13 protein-coding genes are annotated in these 18,451 nt (G+C 49.3%); 11 read left to right on the top strand and 2 right to left on the bottom strand.

Annotated elements, in window-relative coordinates; translation table 11 throughout:
• The 9 genes from CWM47_RS18630 to CWM47_RS18590 all read left to right on the top strand — a co-directional run bounded on the left by CWM47_RS18630 (position 1) and on the right by CWM47_RS18590 (position 12,425).
• Positions 1–1,968 carry a DUF5995 family protein gene (locus CWM47_RS18630; RefSeq protein ID WP_100989731.1) on the top strand — a complete coding sequence of 656 codons (1,968 nt, stop codon included), beginning with the start codon at positions 1–3 and terminating at the stop codon, positions 1,966–1,968.
• Positions 1,969–2,028: 60 nt separating this feature from the next.
• Positions 2,029–4,161, top strand: coding sequence for a sensor histidine kinase (locus tag CWM47_RS18625; protein ID WP_100989730.1), 2,133 nt, complete (start codon positions 2,029–2,031; stop codon positions 4,159–4,161).
• Between the two features lie 165 nt (positions 4,162–4,326).
• Positions 4,327–5,079 carry a hypothetical protein gene (locus CWM47_RS18620; protein WP_100989729.1) on the top strand — a complete coding sequence of 251 codons (753 nt, stop codon included), beginning with the start codon at positions 4,327–4,329 and terminating at the stop codon, positions 5,077–5,079.
• A 45-nt stretch (positions 5,080–5,124) separates the two neighbouring features.
• Entirely contained in the window at positions 5,125–6,087 is a 963-nt protein-coding gene (locus CWM47_RS18615) for an N-acetylmuramoyl-L-alanine amidase (protein ID WP_157815996.1), read from the top strand.
• Positions 6,088–6,300: 213 nt separating this feature from the next.
• Positions 6,301–7,395 carry an alpha-amylase family glycosyl hydrolase gene (locus CWM47_RS18610; RefSeq protein ID WP_100989727.1) on the top strand — a complete coding sequence of 365 codons (1,095 nt, stop codon included), beginning with the start codon at positions 6,301–6,303 and terminating at the stop codon, positions 7,393–7,395.
• Positions 7,396–7,517: 122 nt separating this feature from the next.
• On the top strand, positions 7,518–9,734 hold the full coding sequence (locus CWM47_RS18605) for a bifunctional alpha,alpha-trehalose-phosphate synthase (UDP-forming)/trehalose-phosphatase (RefSeq protein ID WP_100989726.1): 2,217 nt from the start codon (positions 7,518–7,520) through the stop codon (positions 9,732–9,734).
• Positions 9,735–10,079: 345 nt separating this feature from the next.
• Positions 10,080–10,757 (top strand): response regulator transcription factor, encoded by a 678-nt coding sequence (locus CWM47_RS18600; RefSeq protein ID WP_100989725.1) that lies wholly within the window; start codon positions 10,080–10,082, stop codon positions 10,755–10,757.
• Positions 10,754–12,118 carry a sensor histidine kinase gene (locus CWM47_RS18595; RefSeq protein ID WP_100989724.1) on the top strand — a complete coding sequence of 455 codons (1,365 nt, stop codon included), beginning with the start codon at positions 10,754–10,756 and terminating at the stop codon, positions 12,116–12,118. Before CWM47_RS18600 ends, CWM47_RS18595 begins: the two co-directional genes overlap by 4 nt.
• A gap of 37 nt (positions 12,119–12,155) precedes the next feature.
• A complete protein-coding gene (locus tag CWM47_RS18590) occupies positions 12,156–12,425 on the top strand; it encodes a hypothetical protein (RefSeq protein ID WP_157815995.1) in 270 nt (89 codons plus the stop codon).
• Here CWM47_RS18590 and CWM47_RS18585 read toward each other — a convergent pair.
• On the bottom strand, positions 12,411–13,805 hold the full coding sequence (locus tag CWM47_RS18585; protein WP_100989722.1) for a DUF389 domain-containing protein: 1,395 nt from the start codon (positions 13,803–13,805) through the stop codon (positions 12,411–12,413). The genes CWM47_RS18590 and CWM47_RS18585 overlap by 15 nt on opposite strands.
• 93 nt (positions 13,806–13,898) lie before the next feature.
• On the opposite strand from CWM47_RS18585, the gene CWM47_RS18580 reads away from it, so the two are divergent.
• Complete coding sequence (locus CWM47_RS18580) at positions 13,899–15,155, top strand: cation:proton antiporter (RefSeq protein ID WP_100989721.1); 1,257 nt, start codon at positions 13,899–13,901, stop codon at positions 15,153–15,155.
• A 19-nt stretch (positions 15,156–15,174) separates the two neighbouring features.
• On the opposite strand, the gene CWM47_RS18575 is transcribed toward CWM47_RS18580, so the two are convergent.
• Positions 15,175–16,575: a chloride channel protein gene (locus CWM47_RS18575; protein WP_100989720.1), complete on the bottom strand. Its 1,401-nt coding sequence runs from the start codon at positions 16,573–16,575 to the stop codon at positions 15,175–15,177.
• A gap of 713 nt (positions 16,576–17,288) precedes the next feature.
• On the opposite strand from CWM47_RS18575, the gene CWM47_RS18570 reads away from it, so the two are divergent.
• Positions 17,289–18,425, top strand: a complete 1,137-nt coding sequence (locus CWM47_RS18570; protein WP_100989719.1) for an efflux RND transporter periplasmic adaptor subunit — start codon at positions 17,289–17,291, stop codon at positions 18,423–18,425.
• Positions 18,426–18,451 lie beyond the last annotated feature (26 nt).

The raw sequence follows: 18,451 nt of genomic DNA, 5'->3' as shown, positions 1-18,451 counted from the left end.
ATGTCCATTACCGCCGTTACCCCAACCCGCTGGGCAGATGATTTTCTAGCAGGCAAGCGCCTGATGGGCGACCCTCTGGCTGATCAGGTAATTGATACGCTGCTGGCGACGAACCAGAAAGGCGAGATCGATCAGATTTTTCAGATGCTCGTCCGCAATCGACAGTTTCCGAATCCGGCATTCGATGCTCTGCCTAAGGCCGTCAAAGAGGTCGTGGAAGGGTATTTTGTGAAGACCCGCCAGTTACCAGCCTTTGCCGAACCCTTCAAACTGATGATTGCGGCCGAAGTGTTTCGGCAACATGGACCTAAAATACTGCTCATCCTGCTTTGCAAATCCCTACCCCTCTGCTACACCTGCTGGCGCGGGGCGAAGGTGCTCTACCAAACCGGTCGGCTGCGGGTTCATGACGGCTCGTTGAACGCGTTTAGCCGAAGGCTCATGGAAACAGCTCAGTTCGTTGTCGATATACTCACCAAAGACAACTTCGAGCAGGACGGCACGGCCATCGTAGCGGCTCAGAAAGTACGGCTCATGCATGCGGTTATCCGCCATTTTGCCCTGGAGCGGAACTGGGACACCCAGACCTACGGTATACCCATAAACCAGGAAGACCTGATTGGCACATTACTCTCGTTCGGCGTCGTTATTATCAGGGGCCTTGAGCAACTGGGGGTTACCTTAACGCCCGAAGAACGGGAAGCGTACCTGCATCTCTGGCATGTGGTCGGCACGATGATGGGCATCGACGCCGACTTGCTGTCGGAAGATGAAACGACTTGCCAGAGCCTGATGGACGCTATTCTGGCACACCAGTCGGGGCCGTCGGTAGAGGGCACCGAACTGACCGAAGCCTGCATCGATCTGATGAACGAGCGAATGATCATTGGCCCACTCAAGCGTTTATCGCCCTATTTTGTCCGTTTTTTTATTGGCGACAAGTATGCCGACATGCTCCAGGTGGCATCGCCCGAAGTCGATGATTCATTCATTATGGAGTCGGTACAATGGTTCGATAAAAACATTCGGGGTCTCGACAACCAGCATGTGCTTATGGCTGCTCTGGGCAGAGCGTTTAGTCATGGCATGATTAACCAGTTTCTGGCCTACAGCAATGCGGCCAAAAGTGAACAGTTTTACCTGCCTTCAGCTCTGACCGACGACTGGGATTCGATTCAGCCCGATTTTAGAATTCCGAAACTCGACCGTATCAACGATGTTATTTTTTACCTCGATAAACTGTCGCGGCTTTTTCGGGCGCAAAACAATCCCATTGGGCTTTTTACGGCCGTTTACCGGGCTGTTACGCAACGGGTAGCTGATGGACTAAAACAGGGAATTTTTGAGAGTCCTGTTGATATGGAACGCCTGGATGTGGGATTTGGCAACCGCTATTTCGACGCCATTAACTGCTACTTCGACGGCAAACCGGCAACTGCTCCCTGGCAGTTGTCCTTTGATGCTTCCCGCCGGAACCTGATAACGAACCAGCATATTTTTGCCGCAGCGAATGCCCACATCACCTTCGACCTGCCCATTGTGCTGACGGAGGTTTTCGGTGATAAAGATCTGGCGCTCATCACCCGCGACTTCGACAGGATGAACGGCCTCTTCGATGACATGTACGGTCAGATGAACGATAACGTGGGGCGGATTTTTCGCCCACTCGGCCGAACGCTGAGCCTGATCGACACTCGATTTAAGGCAATGGAGCGCTCGATCATGGTAAAAAACCGGGCAAAATCCTGGCGCGACTGTCTGGCATTACAGGCAGTAACCAACGAGACTCACCGACAGGAGTTAATTGCCAGTCTTGAAGCCCGGTCGGTAGCCTCTGGCACAAAAGTTATAGACCTGCCCCTCCCCTTTCGTCTACTGATTTCGCTGATCGCCCGAAACGAATTTGGTACCCCCGCGCAGAAAATAGACGTGATGCTGCGGAGCAGTCTGCTACCCCTGGTTAGCTAAACAACCCCAGCAAAGGCCTGCCAACGAATTGGTTACTGATATTAACTTGAAAAATGTTCTATGCTGACTACTATTCGGTTACTTGGGTTCATTATCAGTTACCTGCTCTGCCTGCAGGGGCAAGGCCAGACTGTCTTCCTTCGCGATCCGGCCCATGCCTATGATCTGTTCAAAAACAGTTCGATGCTGGAGGTCCAGCCCGGCCGGGTTTCTATTGATTCGTTACTGCAAAATCGTAGTCACTATCTGTTTACACCCACACAAAACCAGAAAATACACCCTGATGACTATCAAAGGGCCTACTGGTTTCGCGTCGATCTGACGAATCAGGTGTCTGACGCTTTCTTTCTGCATTTTGTCTATTCCGGTACGGAGCGGATCGATGTTTTTGAAGTAGCCAACAACCAAATCGTTAACCGGCAACAGTTTGGTCGGCTCGTCACCGAGTCGCGTGAGCTTTTCCGATTCAGTAAACTGATCTATCCATTGCATGTACCAAAAGGACAGACGCATACGCTCTACATTTACATGCAGGGCATTTATACGACTGCCTTGTATGTAAACGCCCGGTCGGCAATTAACCTGCTCGGGGCTGTTCATACCGATGATCTTTTTTATGGATTGTACTATGGGCTTATCCTTATCATTGTTGTTTACAGTCTGTTGCTGTTCGTCCGGCTTGGTGATCGGGACACCCTCCTGTATGCCATCTGGGTATTGAGCGTTGGGGCGCAACTGGCATTATACAGGGGGTTTACGGCTGAGTTTTTGTGGGCAAACAATCCCATATTTGAACGTTACGGAAATTTGCTGGAAGGCCTGACGGGCTTTATGCATGTCCTCTTTACAATTTACTTCCTTCGATTACGTCAACAGGCCAGCTATTTTTACAGGGTAGGTCTGGTGGCCATTGCCGCCTATGTGCTGGGTACAATTCTCTTTGTCATCACTGCCTATTGGGGCAACGGCACCGGCAGAACCATTGACGTTATTCCGCTGATTGCCCTGGCAGAAGGCGTATACAGTATTGTGACTGCCTTCGTCATCTACCGACAGGGCTTCAAGCCCGCTCTGTTCTACTTTGTTGGGAATCTGGTATTTTTCGCGTCAATTTTTATTTTTCTGTTGTACGCATACGGGAAGTTACCCTATCTATTCTGGACGTACAACAGCATTCATATTGGTTCAGGTTTTGAAATTATTCTGTTCACCCTTGCGCTTTCGTATAAGGTAAATCTGCTGAAGGAAAAACAGGACGAGGCTATAAAGGAACAACTCCGGCTTTCGGAAGATAACCGACAGTTGGTCGAAACCCAGAATCAGGTTCTCGAACAACAGGTTGAGATTCGTACCCGTGAACTTCATAGCCAGAAAGAAACCTTAAAAGCGACCCTGACAACGCTACAGACTACCCAGGACCAACTCATCCAGAAAGAAAAAATGGCCTCTCTGGGTGAGTTAACCGCAGGCATCGCTCATGAAATACGAAATCCGTTAAACTTCGTCAACAACTTCTCGGAAGTGAGTACCGAATTAGTCGATGAGTTGAAAGAGAATGTCCTGGCCGGACATACCGACGAGCTGGTTGGTATTGCCGATGAGCTTAGTCAGAATTTGCAGAAGATTACCCAGCATGGAAAACGGGCGGAGGCTATCCTCAAGGCAATGCTTGAACATGCCCGCACTACGTCAGGCGAACGCCAGTTGACCGACCTCAATGCCCTGGCGAAGGAATACCTTCAACTAGCTTACCAGAATCTGCACACAAAAGACAGCACATTCCAGGCAACCCTGCAAACCGACCTCGACCCGAAATTACCCCCCCAGTGGGTAGTACCTCAGGAATTAAGCCGGGTACTGATCAATTTGTATAACAACGCCTTTTACGCCGTACGGGAGCGCCAGCGAAAAGCGGAAGAAGGGTATGAACCGGTGATTCTTTTACGTACCAGTTTTAGCAATGGACAGGCAGAACTTCGTATCTGCGATAATGGTACGGGTATCCCTGAAAGCATCAGGAAGAAGGTTTTTCAACCATTTTTCACGACCAAGCCAACCGGTCAGGGAACCGGTCTAGGCTTGAGTTTAAGTTATGACGTTATCACAAAAGGGCATGGCGGAGTAATGAGTGTGGAGAGTCAGTTTGGGGAAGGATCAGAGTTCCTTATTCAACTGCCTCCATTTGCCGGTTAGTGCAGGATTTTTCTTCTCGGGGTTAGGGTAGCAACCGAAAATACGGGGCAAAATGGCCGATATCCTAAAGCATCTGTCCTAAAGGCGGAAGTCTGCAAAGGCCGGTTCATCTACTTTTGTTTTGTTGATTTCTTCCTGTTAAACTTCTCCTCATACCCTACGATTATGCTAGTACATGACCCTATACAATTTGTTCAGGACCTGGAATTTGAGGATGCAAAAAAAGCATTCCCAAGCGAACGAGGCTGGCAGGCACCCGACATGACCGAAGGTGTCGAACAGTCGTTCATGAACGCCAAATCGCTGGTATCGTTCGTCTCTGATATAAATGGACAGCGACGCAGCGACGTACTCAATTCAGTCCTGCTGGCCCAGTTGGCCGCCAACAAAAAATTCCCGGACGAAAATCAACTGGTCGATTGGTACAAAGAGTTTGTGCGGGTACTGAATAACCTGGGATGGGCCATTGAAGCGGCTGAATTCGCCAGTTTCGAATCGAGTGGCACGGTCTTCGAGGCCGAGAATGCCATTATCAGTATTCTGACGGCAGCCTTCGGCGGATCATTTATGGTGGTCATTACCAAAACGCTGGAGGCACTCAAAGGACTCAGCGACAGTAACGGCAAAATAAGTGCCTTTGAGAAAAATACGCACTCGCAATCCAAAGGCGCTTTCCAGATCGGTCTGGCCCGGGAAGAGAACGGTACTGTTATACTGCAAATGGGTACGTTTTTGCTTACCTCGTCAAACGAGATCAGGAAAATATTATTCTTCAAATCTACCAAAGACAAAACCAAGCTGAACTATTGCTCAAGAACCGGGACGCTGAATGAAGACGTATATGCCCGAATCCGAACGCAGATTCAGGACAAACTTGGGGGTAGAATCTCTGATTTTATTGCTGAAATTGATCTGTAAGCCCACCCGTCTCACCTAATAATGTCAGCCCAATCCTTCCTTTTTATGGTTTTCTCAAATTTACCAGCTCTGGAAAAGCGCTTTCGCCTTACCGGTAACGGGAGCGAGTACACCCTTCGTCCTATCGCCGTGCCGGTTCCCAACGAGTCACTAACCCTCAATGGGCTGCTCTGTACGCCCGCCCATCGGTCCGGATACTACCATGATACTGTCTACACAAAAGAACGTATCGTGTTGCATTTCACGGCTGGTGGCCTGAGTGGTGACATGAGCACGCTCACTCGTCAGGATTACCACGTGTCGGTGCCCTTTGTGATTGCCCGCGACGGCACCATCTATCAGTTATTTTCGGCCAAATTCTGGTCAGGAAACCTGGGGGGCGACGCCCTTGGCAACGCAGCCAATAATCAGGACAAGCGCACCATTGGTATCGAGATTTCCAATTACGGGCCATTGACTCCCAAGCCAGATGGGCTTCAAACGATTTATGGGGATACCTACTGCACCCTGACCCAACCGGACGCGTTTCAGAAAATCCCTGCCCCCTTCCGGGGTCAGTCGAACTACGCTACGTTTACCGATGAACAGTACGACAGCCTGATTGTGCTGCTCCGCTACCTGACAACGCAGTATGGCATTCCCCGACAATTTATCCCCGAACCAAAACGCTACCTCACAACGCCTGATGTTCTGACCTTCAAGGGTATTGTATCGCACATTAACTATCGCGCCAGTGGCAAGTGGGACCTTGGGCCAGCGTTTAACTGGTCGCGGGTACTGACCGGCGTAAAGGCTGCAGCCTTTACGCCAAAGCAAAGCCGGGACTTCGAGTTGATCGAGGGGCCGGTGCTGACATCCGAAGAGGCCATGATTCCACTGCTGCCCCAGGCCAGATCGGCGGCTTGGGAAGACGAACCTTACAACGATACAGAAGTAAGGCCAGTTGACGTTCCTGAAGCCGTCAGCGAATCGACTCAGTCCGGTGTGATCATTAATATCAACAAGTAAGTATCCCGGCAATATGGCGGTGTTTTCGGCAATTGGCTTAAGAAGCAATATGATGATGCGCCATTCTAAGTAATTTCTAATATCATCTTAAGCCTATTTTAAGTAGGCCCGGCGTTCTTTGGTTTACGTCGGGCCTGGTCCAAGCAACAAAAGTAGCCTGATAACTGTCTTACAGAATTGCTGGTTAGCAACGCCTGTTTATCCTGTCTACTTATGAATGTTGTAAAAAACCAATTCGATATAACCAGACGAACGCTTGGCGTTACGTTTAGCGCTGATCAAAAAGCCCATGTGACGATATGGGCTCCCCAAACCAAACACGTGGCGCTCGCCATCAATGACGAGTCTGTATACCTCCCGTTAACGGCCGACAATTCAGGCTACTGGCACCTTGACACCGACCAACTGAAGCCCGGTGATACCTACGCGTTTATACTTGATGATGATAAGAAATATGCCGATCCGGCATCGCTGACCCAACCACAGGGTGTAAACGGCTCCTCTCAGGCAGTGGACACAAGCAAATTCTACTGGGAAGACTCCTGCTGGGTCAACCCACCCCTGGATGAGTACACTCTTTTTGAACTCAATATACAAACGTTCAGCCTCGAAGGAACAGTTGATGCCGTCATCAAGAAGTTGGGAAAATTGAAAAAACTGGGCATCAATGCCCTGCTTATAAAGCAAATTTCATCCTCTCCTGAGTCAACTTCCGACTTTTTCCCATATGCTCTACAAGCTGGCTTTGGTGGCCCTTATCAATTGCATCACCTGATAAATATCTGTCACTTTGACGGTATCGCCGTCGTTCTGGATGTGAACTACACCGAGATGGGCAAGCAGAATGACTACGCAACATGCCGCCATGCAGACGACAGGGAAGCAGACCGGGATGAGTCGAATTTCGCCCACGATGCTCATCGGGAAGCCAAACGTCGACACATTATTGACAATGCCCTGATGTGGTTTCGGGATTTCCACGTCGATGTTCTCCGGCTAAACGCAGTGCATACCTTGCCCGACTCTGACCAAATCCTGAACGATATCAGAACCTATACGAACCAATTGACAGCAGTAACTGGCATCCATCATTGCCTGCTGGTCGACGACGAACGGGCGAACAAGTCGCTTACCGGAGAAACGGCTATTGAGCAGGAAAGAAAAATCGACCCCAATTCAATTACCGATCAATACAATGGCTACTGTTCTGATTACCAGGCCAGTAAACTCCCAATCAAAACATACCGGGAGGATTATCTATACGACGAGCATTTCTCATCAACACTGCGCGAGTTAGTTGGTCGATAATCTGGATCCAATAAATCGGAGGTGAGTTTCTAAGGAGTTTCTAAGGTTTGCTTAAGCCTACTCTAAGTCGTTGACGCGTCTTTTGTTAGTCGACACTGGGCGTTCAGTAGCGCATCAACACTATGAACACATTTAATTCTTCGTTTAAACGATTACTTATTGTTTCCTATCGCTTACCGTTCTCGATTCAGCAAACATCTGAAGGACCATCACTCCTCCAGAATTCGGGTGGGCTGGTTTCGGCGGTGCTGTCGATGGCGGAACAGATGGGTCAGAATCAGGGTAACGCTGCGGCAAAAATCCATTGGATTGGTCATGGTGATTCAGCCCTTCAGGCGCTTGGGCCGGATGCGCTGGAAAATGAGACCTTCGTAGCCCATCCGGTTTACCTGGACGAAGCGGTTAACAAAGGGTTTTACGAAGGGTTCAGCAACGATTTGATATGGCCTTTATTCCATTACTTCCCTTCCTATGCATCGTTTAAAGAACACGATTTTGACTGTTACCAACAGGCAAATACTCGATTCCTGGAAGAATTAACCGCACTGATCGAGCCCGGCGATCTAGTCTGGATTCACGATTTCCAATTAATGTTACTGCCGGATCTGGTACGACAGGCAATACCATCAGCCTCCATAGGCTACTTCTTTCATATTCCGTTTCCGAACTACGAGATCATTAAACTACTGCCCCGAACCTGGCGGCAGGCGCTTATCAAGGGCCTATTGGGTGCTGATGTTGTTGGTTTTCATACGACCGATTACGTCCAGCATTTCCTGCAGAGTGTTTCCGAGGTACTAACCCTTCCCATAATTGATCACCGAATTGTACTTCCCGACCGGTCGGTCGTTGTCAAGGATTTCCCAATCAGCGTCGATTTCAATAAGTTTAATATAAGCGGACAGGACACGGAAGTGTTTGCTACCCAGCAGCATTACAAAAATTTACTTCGGCACAACAAGATAATCTTTTCGGTGGATCGGCTCGATTACACGAAAGGCATTACCTCCCGATTATTGGGTTACGAACGGTTCCTGATTCAGAACCCGGATTGGCATGACGAGGTAACTTTTGTCATGACAGTAGTTCCATCGCGCGATAAAATCGGGCAGTATCAGGAACTCAAGCGGGAAATTGAAGAAACGGTTGGGCGTATCAACGGGCTGTTTGGTACCATTGGCTGGCGCCCCATCGTGTATTCGTACCGGTCACTGACCTTCACGGAGTTGATGGCCCTGTACACAGCCTGCGACATTGCCCTGATCACACCCATTCGCGATGGCATGAATCTGGTTTGCAAGGAATTTGTTGCAAGTCGATGGGATCACAAAGGCGTACTGATTCTAAGTGAATTAGCCGGAGCCGCGCAGGAATTACCGGATGCCATCATCATTAATCCAACCGATACTCAGGAGGTGGCAGATGCCATCAAACAGGCTCTAGTCATGCCATTGGTCGAACAGGCGGAACGATTGGTGCACATGCGAAAGCATCTGCAAAACCATAACGTTTTCCGGTGGAGCCATGATTTCCTTTCAGCTTTTAACACAATGATCAGCAAACCAACCGATTTAGAAACCGACCTGCCCATTCAGCCATTTGTTTCCACGTTTAGCGAAGCCCGTAAGCGCCTGCTCCTGCTGGATTTCGATGGAACCCTCGCTCCCATCGTCAACGACCCGGCCGATGCCCGGCTGTCTGAGTCCTTAAAAACCATACTCGAACACCTGGCCCAGAGCAGCGATGTAGTGGTTATTAGTGGTCGTAACCGGTCGTTTCTGGAGAAGATATTTACAAATATTCCCGTTCATCTGGTAGCCGAACATGGAGCCTTCCTGAAAAAACCGGATCACCCCTGGGAACGACTCGATTTATCGAGTGACGATTGGGTTGAACCCGTTCGCTTAACCATGAATCAATTTGTTGATCGTTTCCCCGGATCATTCGTTGAGGGCAAAGAAACGGCGATAGCCTGGCACTACCGTAAAGTAGAAAACGACGATGTAGAAGGTCATGCCATTGACCTGGCCACACAGCTACGACGCGTCTCATCGTCTACCCAACTGACTGTTATTCAGGGCAATAAAGTTGTAGAAGTTAAGCCTGCTCAACACAGCAAAGGCACGGTAGCCATGACACTCGTGGACCAGAAACACTATGACTTTATTGTCAGCATTGGCGACGATACCACCGATGAGGATATGTTTCGTCAGTTGCCAAATTGGGCTTACACAATGAAAGTAGGGCCGGGAATATCGTTTGCACGCTATCGTCTAGCCCGGCAACAGGACGTAGAAACGCTGCTGCAACGAATAAATGACGTCCTGATAGAAGCCTGATTCCTGCGTGTTATAGCCAGCGTTTGATAACAGGGGTGTTTATCGTGACCGTTCGGGCCGACGTTATGAAAAACTCGTATGCATGCTTGTACCTGAAAAGTATATAAGAGTGATAAGGAACCTTGAAATTTGATTAGAGCCGAAAACAATTGCGCGGTTCTGTACAACGAAGTGGTACTCCGTTGTACGAAATCGTCAACCAACTGAAATTAGCTCTATCGCAACATTGATGAGAGCCGAAAACAATAGGCGCACGAATCGCGTAATAACCTGTGAATCTGGTTCGTTCTTCACCGTAAAACGAGCAGCTTGTTGCTGAACAAACTACCCTTAGCGTAATTCAACATGAAACTCCTTGTCATTGAAGACGAACCCAAAACGTTGCAGGCGATCCAGCAGGGGCTCGAAGAAAGCCAGTTTGAGGTCGACATTGCCTACGACGGGTTAATTGCCAAACGACTGGCCCTGAAAAATAACTATGCCGCCATCATTACCGACCTGATTCTGCCCGGCTTAAATGGCTATGAACTCTGTCGGCAGCTACGGGCTGAGGGGCTAACTACCCCCATTCTGATGCTGACCGCACTGGGTGAAACAGAGGATAAGATTTCTGGCTTCGACGCCGGAGCCGACCAGTACCTGACCAAACCCTTCCAGTTTGCCGAACTGCTGGCCCGCATACGTGCCTTGACCAAGCGGGGTACGCAGGTATCGTTGACCGCCCAAACGTTACGATACGGCGGAATAGAAATGAACCTGGATGCCAAGACAGTTACGCGCGACGAGCAACCAATTGAACTGACCGCACGCGAATTTGCGCTACTGGAATTTCTCATGCGTAATCAGGGACGGGTCTTATCGAAACCTTCAATTGCCGAACACGTCTGGGATATAAATTTCGATACAGGCACCAATGTTGTGGAAGTTTACATTAACTACCTGCGTAAAAAGATTGACCGGAATTTCCCGAAAAAGCTGATTCACACGCACTTCGGTATGGGATATATGTTAAAAGAAGAATGACAATTCGCAACCGGCTAACCTTACGCTTTACCGGACTGGTATCCAGTATTTTACTACTGGCCTTTGTGAGCATCTATGCCTTTTGCTGGTACTTTATTTCGTCTGATTTTTACCGGCGACTCGACCGAAAGGCTTACACAATGGGTGATATGCTCATTCGGCACCGGCTGGATACCGAGCTGATTCACCAACTGGGCCGTATACGGAAAGATCAGTTACCCAGCCAGAAAATCATAGTGTTCGATGGCCGGGATTCAGTCATCTTTATTACCAACGAAGACCTGCGCCTAACCATACCAAAAGCCCTGCTAGCCGATATTCGACAGGCTAAACAGAAAGATTTTCAACAGAATGGGTACTATGTATCGGGGGCTCGATTCATGACTGCGTCGGGTCAGTTTGTGGTGATAGCCAGTGCCGTAAACGTCTACGGCGATGAGTTTTTACGACGGCTTTTATGGGCATTAGCGGCCTTATTCTGCCTGATTGCGGGGATTACGGCCTTCTCAGGCTGGTTTTTTGCCGGAGATGCCCTGCAGCCAATGCAGCAGATCGACAGAATAGTAAGTGACATCTTTCCCCGTAATCGGGATGAGCGATTGGCGATTGAGGGCGATGCGGATGAAATCAGTCGTTTATCGGCTACGATTAACCGCTTGCTGGACCGGGTGGCCGAGTCATTTCGGATGCAGCGGATGTTTGTGGCGAATGTCTCACACGAGCTGAAAAACCCACTAACGCAAATTAGCTCACAACTGGAAGTCAGCCTGTTAAATCAACGAACACCGGAGGCTTACCGGCAAACGATTCAATCGGTACTCGACGATGTGAGCGAACTGGCAACACTCACCAAAGAATTACTGAAACTCTCGCAGGTCAATCAGGAGGATGCCATCGGACTGCTAACCGATACCGTACGAATGGACGAGATTGTTTGGGATATTCGGGATGAGGTGACAGCCGTTAATTCACGGTATCAGGTAAACATAGAACTTGGCGCCTTGCCCGATGATCCTGACCAACTGGCTGTGCAGGGGAATAAAACCTTACTGGCAACGGCGTTGAAAAACCTGACGGAAAATGCCTGCAAATTTTCCGATGATGGGCAGGCACTGATTCACATTAGTTTTGATCCAAGCAAGTTGACAATCAGCATTCAGAATACAGGGCATTCCATCCCATCGGCCGACCTGCCTTATATTTTTGAGCCTTTCTACCGAAGCCGCCAAACCGCCGATGTACGCGGCTATGGCGTTGGCCTTTCGCTCGTGGAGCGAATCATTCGCCTGCATCAGGGCAAAATCCAGGTTACGTCAATGGCTGGCAAACCAACTATTTTTAGCATCGAATTACCTCGGTAAACCCGCCAATTCTAAGGGATTTCTAAGGAGTTTATCAGTGAATTTTAAGTCGCATCCGGCAATTTTGGCCAGCGGAAAAGCCGTCCGTATGCCTAAACATGACCCGAAGATGACCGATAAAAACGCAACTCTTTCCTACTCTCCTTTCAATCCGGCAAACCCACCGAATACCCGCCCTAAATCAAAATACCCGTACGAACAAGAATCGCGTAAACCAGACTGGTTACTCCTGTTAATCAGCGCCATAGTTCTTCTAACCCTATTAATTGCCTGGTTAGCCGGTATTCCCGGCTCATTCTACCAATAGCTTGATACGCTTGCTTTTCGTACGGCTCTGAAGCCACTTTTCAATGCGCTGTCGTTCAGCTTTGGTATGCTTCCGGGAAAACCGGGCGTACACGAGCATCACCGTATCGGGCCGGGTGCTGTTCCGGTTCATCACCAGCGACTGTGCAGCGGTAAAGGTTTGCACATCGGGCATGAGCGTTTTGAGTTCATTTCGCAGATCTGCTACCGATAAATGCGTCGATTGGGTCAGGTCGATGTACCGGCGCAGTGAGTCGATAATGTGGTCTTTGCGGGCAATGGATGACTGACTGTATTTAATGACCTGGTCGGTTACCGTATTCTTAAGTGCATCGACGTCGATTTCGGCATCCTTAAAATTGCCTTGCTTGACGATGAGTTGGGCATCGTCCATTCCGTAAGGTGGCATTTTAGCCCGCAGCAGATTGATCGAGTCCTTTACCAAGGGCTCGCCAACCAGCGAAAGCTCCAGTGTACTTTGATGTCGATTGTACCGGGCAGTGTAACTGACAAGTTGCCTGTTGTCGAACTTGAATTCATTCGTAATAAATCGTTTTGCATTCTGCTCGAAAATGGTTTTACGAACAATCTGATACCCAAGATAACTGCTCGGCACCACTACAATCAGCACCGCAACCCAGATCGTGTTCCGCACCCGCCGTTCGACTTCAGGCGTGGGGTATTGTTTCTGATGATACCCAAGGAACCGGACAATCAGAAAGGTGGCTAAACTGATACAGACGCTATTGATAAGGAACAGATAAAATGCACCGGCAAAATAATACAGGTTACCCGATGCCAGCCCATAACCCGCCGTGCAGATGGGCGGCATCAGCGCCGTAGCGATGGCTACTCCCGGCACAACATTGGTAATTTTATCCCGTCGTGACCCGGCCACAATACCCGCCAAGCCACCAAAAAAGGCAATGAACGCATCCCAGACGGTGGGCGACGTCCGGGCCAGCAATTCCGACTGAGCAATATGAAGCGGGCTGATTAAAAAATAAATGGTAGAGGTAAGCAGACTGATAAAAACGGCGATACTCAGGTTTTTCAGTGCCTGTTGAATCATTGTCAGGTCATTGATGCCAATACCCAGCCCGACTCCCATAATTGGTCCCATTAATGGCGAGATCAGCATGGCGCCGATGATGACGGCCGTTGAGTTAACATTAAGACCAATGGAAGCAATAAAAATGGCAAAAATGAGCGTCCAAAGATTAATACCCCGAAAGTCGATCCCCCGACGAAGCGACTCAATTACATCCGCTTCGTCCTGTTTATCCTCATCCAGGCTAAACCGTTCCCGCAGGAACCCGCCGATGCGGCTTAACGTATCCGACTTTTTAGTTTGGGGTGTATTTTGGTCGTTGAGAGTCATTATTTATACATTCGGTTACTCGTTACTAATACTAAACAAAACGCGGTTTTAATGGAAAGTTAATGTAAACTTGCTCAATTCCGCTACTCGCTTATGGATCTATTTACCCTCATTACCCTACTTATCGTTGCTTCGGCCGCGTTTGCCTACCTGAACACAAAACTGCTCAAGCTCCCCGATGCAATTGGCATTATGGTTTGTTCAGTGGGCTTCTCAGTCCTGTTGATTGGCTTAAACTCGGTCTACCCGGATCAGTTGGCGTTTGTTCGTCAGACTGTTGCCGAAATTGACTTTGAGAAAGCGCTTTTCGATGTGATGTTGAGTTTCCTGCTGTTTGCGGGCGCTTTTCATACCGATTCGGCCAAACTCCGGGTCGAACGACGCTCTGTTATGCTGTTTGCATTTGTTGGCGTTTTACTAAGTACGGCCCTGGTTGGAACAGGGCTCTACTTCCTAACCAGGCACCTCACGCTGCCTTTTTCATACCCACTTTGCCTGCTGTTTGGCGCGTTAATTTCGCCTACCGATCCAATTGCTGTGTTAGGAATCTTATCCAAGTTCAAACTACCAGACAATGTTAAGCTCAATATTGTTGGCGAATCACTCTTTAATGATGGCGTAGGGGTTGTTGTGTTTGCGTCTATTTACCGAATTGTCATCAACGGAGCAGACAGTATCAGCGCCGGTGAGATCGCCTTGTTATTTCTCGAAGAAGCCGGAGGAGGTGTTCTGTTTGGCATTGCGCTGGGATACAGCATGTTCTGGGTCTTGCGGTCGATCAACCACTATCAAACCGAAGTTATTGTAACACTTGCCGGTGTGATGGGCGGGTATCTGCTGGCACAGAAACTACATATTTCGGGGCCGTTGGCTATGGTTGTCGCGGGCCTGTTGGTGGGCGGTCATCACCGTCGTCAGGATGCCATGAGCGAACTCACAGAAGAATATGTCGACAAGTTCTGGGAGCTTGTCGATGGGATTCTGAACGCATTGCTTTTTGTATTAATTGGCGTTGAACTGCTACTGGTCGACTTTCAAATTACGCAATGGTCCATTTACTTGCTGGTCGTGCTCTTGGTCCTGGTATCCCGGTATCTGGCAATTCTCATCCCCTTTACCCTGGCTCGACGCTGGCTGGACCTCGACAAAAATGCGCCAATCATGCTGACCTGGGGCGGCTTGCGGGGTGGCCTTTCTATTGCAATGGCGTTGTCTATCGACGGTTCCTTACCTCAGAAGGACTTCATCGTGACCATTACGTACGCAGTTGTCCTGTTCTCCGTAATCGGGCAGGGCTTGACGATGGAGCGACTCATTCGGCGATTATACCCGTCCGACGAAGCGGATTAGAACACATGCATACGCGCTCCTAGTCAGCTTCAATTTCTTTCTCTTTTGGCTCATTACTAAGCGGTTGCGCCATAGTTTCGCGGACAAATCCGGCTTTAAGATGCTCATAGAACGAAACCGGATCAATCAGCGACGCGGCTCCCTGCGCCATCAGACCACCCAGCAGTAATTGAAAAATGGCCGAATGCCGGTCGGTCATTTCCAGTACCAGAATAGCCGCCGTAAACGGGGAACGAACAACGCCAGTCAGGAAACTCACCATACTCACCAGAATGACCAGATTCGTATCGCTTGGCGTTACCTGGATCAACCGGGCCAGTCCATCGCCGAGGATAGCCCCGGCACTTAATGACGTGGCAAATATACCACCTGCGGCTCCACTGCTGTAACTCAGCGCCATACCCGCAAATCGTACCGGAAAAAGGTACCAGGCCGTGAGGTGATCGTTCTGAAACAAAAGCCGGTTAATAATGGGTTTGCCTGTACCCACAGCATCGGTCCCAATCAGGTAAGCCAGCCCGGCCAGTACAAGCCCGCAAGCCGCTACCCAGGCCGCCTGCTCGCCCACCGTGCGAAACCGACGACGGAAGTCATTTACCCATAATAACGCTTTGGCAAATACAGCTCCTGCCAAACCGGCAACCATAGCTACCAGCACAATAACGCCCAGAAACCAGCCTGTCGAAACCGTAACTTTGGGAAAGCCCAGGTATAAATAAGGCCCCTGTATAGCCTGCGCGGTCATACCGGCAATGATAACCGCAGTAAAAACAGCGGTGCGAAAGCGGGTGATATGCGTTTGGGTGAGTTCCTCGACCACAAAGACAATACCGCCCAGCGGAGTATTGAACGCAGCCGCCAAACCAGCCGCTCCACCCGTAACGAGTGCAATCTGTCGGGATAGCTGCGGCCAGCCAGCCGGTTGCAACCGATTGATAGCCCTGAAAATAGCCGCCGAAATCTGGATGGTCGGCCCTTCCCGTCCAATAACCCCGCCCCCGATCAGCAAGACAACACTACTAAGGACCTTCACAATGGCTACCCGCATACTCAGCAGGTAGGCCGTACGGCCATGCGTGGTTGGGTTCGAGAGTTCAATCCCAGCCATAACCTGCGGTATGCCGCTACCTCGTGCTGCCGGTGCCAGTTTTGCCACCACAAACCAGGCAGCCAGAAAGGCAACAGGCGTCGTAATAAAGGTGAGAATTGGATGGTCCTGAATCCAGGTGAAACTGGTTTTCTCAGCCCAGACAAACAGTTCTTCGTAGCCAACGGCGACAAGTCCGGTTAGCAGGGAAGCTACCCAGAACGGCAGACTCTGGAGAATAATTCGGCGAACACGCTCGGTATATAATCGCTTGATAATGTGCTGATCGAGCCAGGCCAGCACCTGTGCATATCGGGAAGGTCTATTCGCCATGCAGTAAAAAATTTGAGTCGGATGCGTATTGATAACGCCAGCCATAGGCAGATGATTAGGCGCAACCGAAAGTCTAAGCAAATTCTAAGTACTCTTTAATTCCGTTATAACCGGTAGTGATAACCTTTGTATCGAGATTGTTTAGGGTTTTGTTTCCAAACGAGTTTTTGTCATCCCGACGAAGGAGGGATCTTCGGGGAAATGAAAAACTCTACCTTCTCCGAAGTTCCCTCCTTCGTCGGGATGACAAAAACTCGATATTAAGCGAGAATATTGTAAAAGAAATAAAATCATAGACAGCCTCAACATTACATAATACATCAACAAGGCATTATCTATATAAAGAACAAATCACAGATAAATACACAAGCACCTTTCATGTCCACCTGAACCTCCCAGATTTGCATTATTTTTTTCATAGTTGAATATGCCCAATCGAATCGGTACTGAAGCGTTGATCTCCGGTACCGATTTTGTGTTCAGCTACATCGTGTGTGGCGTGTACTTATATGAAACAGGATATGTCAAACGAAATATTGTGTTTTTGCGGGTTGCATACCCTCTGATTAAGTTTCTCTAATGAAATTCTAATAATTTTTTAAGCTGCTCTTTACTTGGTCAATCGTATTTGCCAGTGTGATAAAGGCAACTATCTCCTATTCGGATAGAAGCCTGACTAAAAAATCATCCCGCTACCAGACCCAAGTTTATCTATGCGCGCTTACTCAGGTATACCTGCCCTACTCTGTACACTTATATTAGCATCCTGCTCAGTCCGAAGCGAGAAAAAACAGGAATCGGCCCCAACGCTTCCGGTAATTCAATTGACTAACCAGGACGCAACACTCGACCACGATTACGCCAGTAATCTGGAAGCCGTGCAGAATGTGGAAGTCCGGGCCAGAGTAGCGGGCTATCTGGATAAAATCCTGGTCGATGAAGGCAAGTCCGTCAAGCAGGGCCAGCTTCTTTTTCAACTCAACCCAACAGAATATCAGGTTGAAGTAGACAGGGCACAGTCTAGTCTGGAAAGCTCACTGGCCGATGAACAATCGGCCGAGGTAGAAATGGGTCGGGTGAAACTGTTAGTCGATAAAAATGTCATTTCACCCTCTGAACTGAAGCTCGCCAAAGCAAAAAAGGAAACGGCCAGGGCGGCTGTCAACGGTGCCCGGGCGGCCTTAAGTAAAGCCCGATTTCATGTCTCGCTAACCAGCATCCGCGCACCCTTCGATGGGGTAATTAACCGGATTCCCTTCAAACGGGGCAGCCTGATTGAAGAAGGTGCGCTGCTCACGTCCATCTCCGACCTTCGGGAGATGTATGCGTACTTTAACGTATCGGAGAAAGAGTATCTGTCATTCATCAAAAAACGGCTCGACCCCGAAAAAACGACCGTTCGTGAAGTCGATCTGCTTCTGGCCGATGATTCACCATACCCCTACAAGGGGAAAATCGAAACGGCCGAAACCGAGTTTGAGGACAATTCAGGTACCATTGCCTTTCGGGCTACCTTCCCCAACCCCAAGCGCCTGCTCCGGCACGGAGCTACAGGCAAAGTCCGCCTGACAACCGACGTGGACGATGCCGTTTTGGTGCCTCAGCGAGCCGTCTTCGAGGTGCAGGACAAAAACTTCGTGTATGTCGTTGATGGCACCAATAAAGTCAGAACCCGAAGTTTTATCCCCAGCAGCCGGGTCGACCAGTTCTACATCGTTCAATCGGGCCTCAAGCCCGGCGACCGCATCGTGTATGAGGGTATTCAGGGCTTGAAAGAGGGCATGAGCATTGTCCCTAAACCACTTCCTGCCAAAAGTTTACAGGCGTTATATGCCTCGGCCCGCGACTAGACAGCCGACTGAATACCCACTAATCC

This window comes from Spirosoma pollinicola (genome assembly GCF_002831565.1).
GTDB lineage: Bacteria > Bacteroidota > Bacteroidia > Cytophagales > Spirosomataceae > Spirosoma > Spirosoma pollinicola.
Note: the sequence above shows the minus strand (reverse complement) of the source record. Positions and strands in the feature narration are given on the sequence as shown.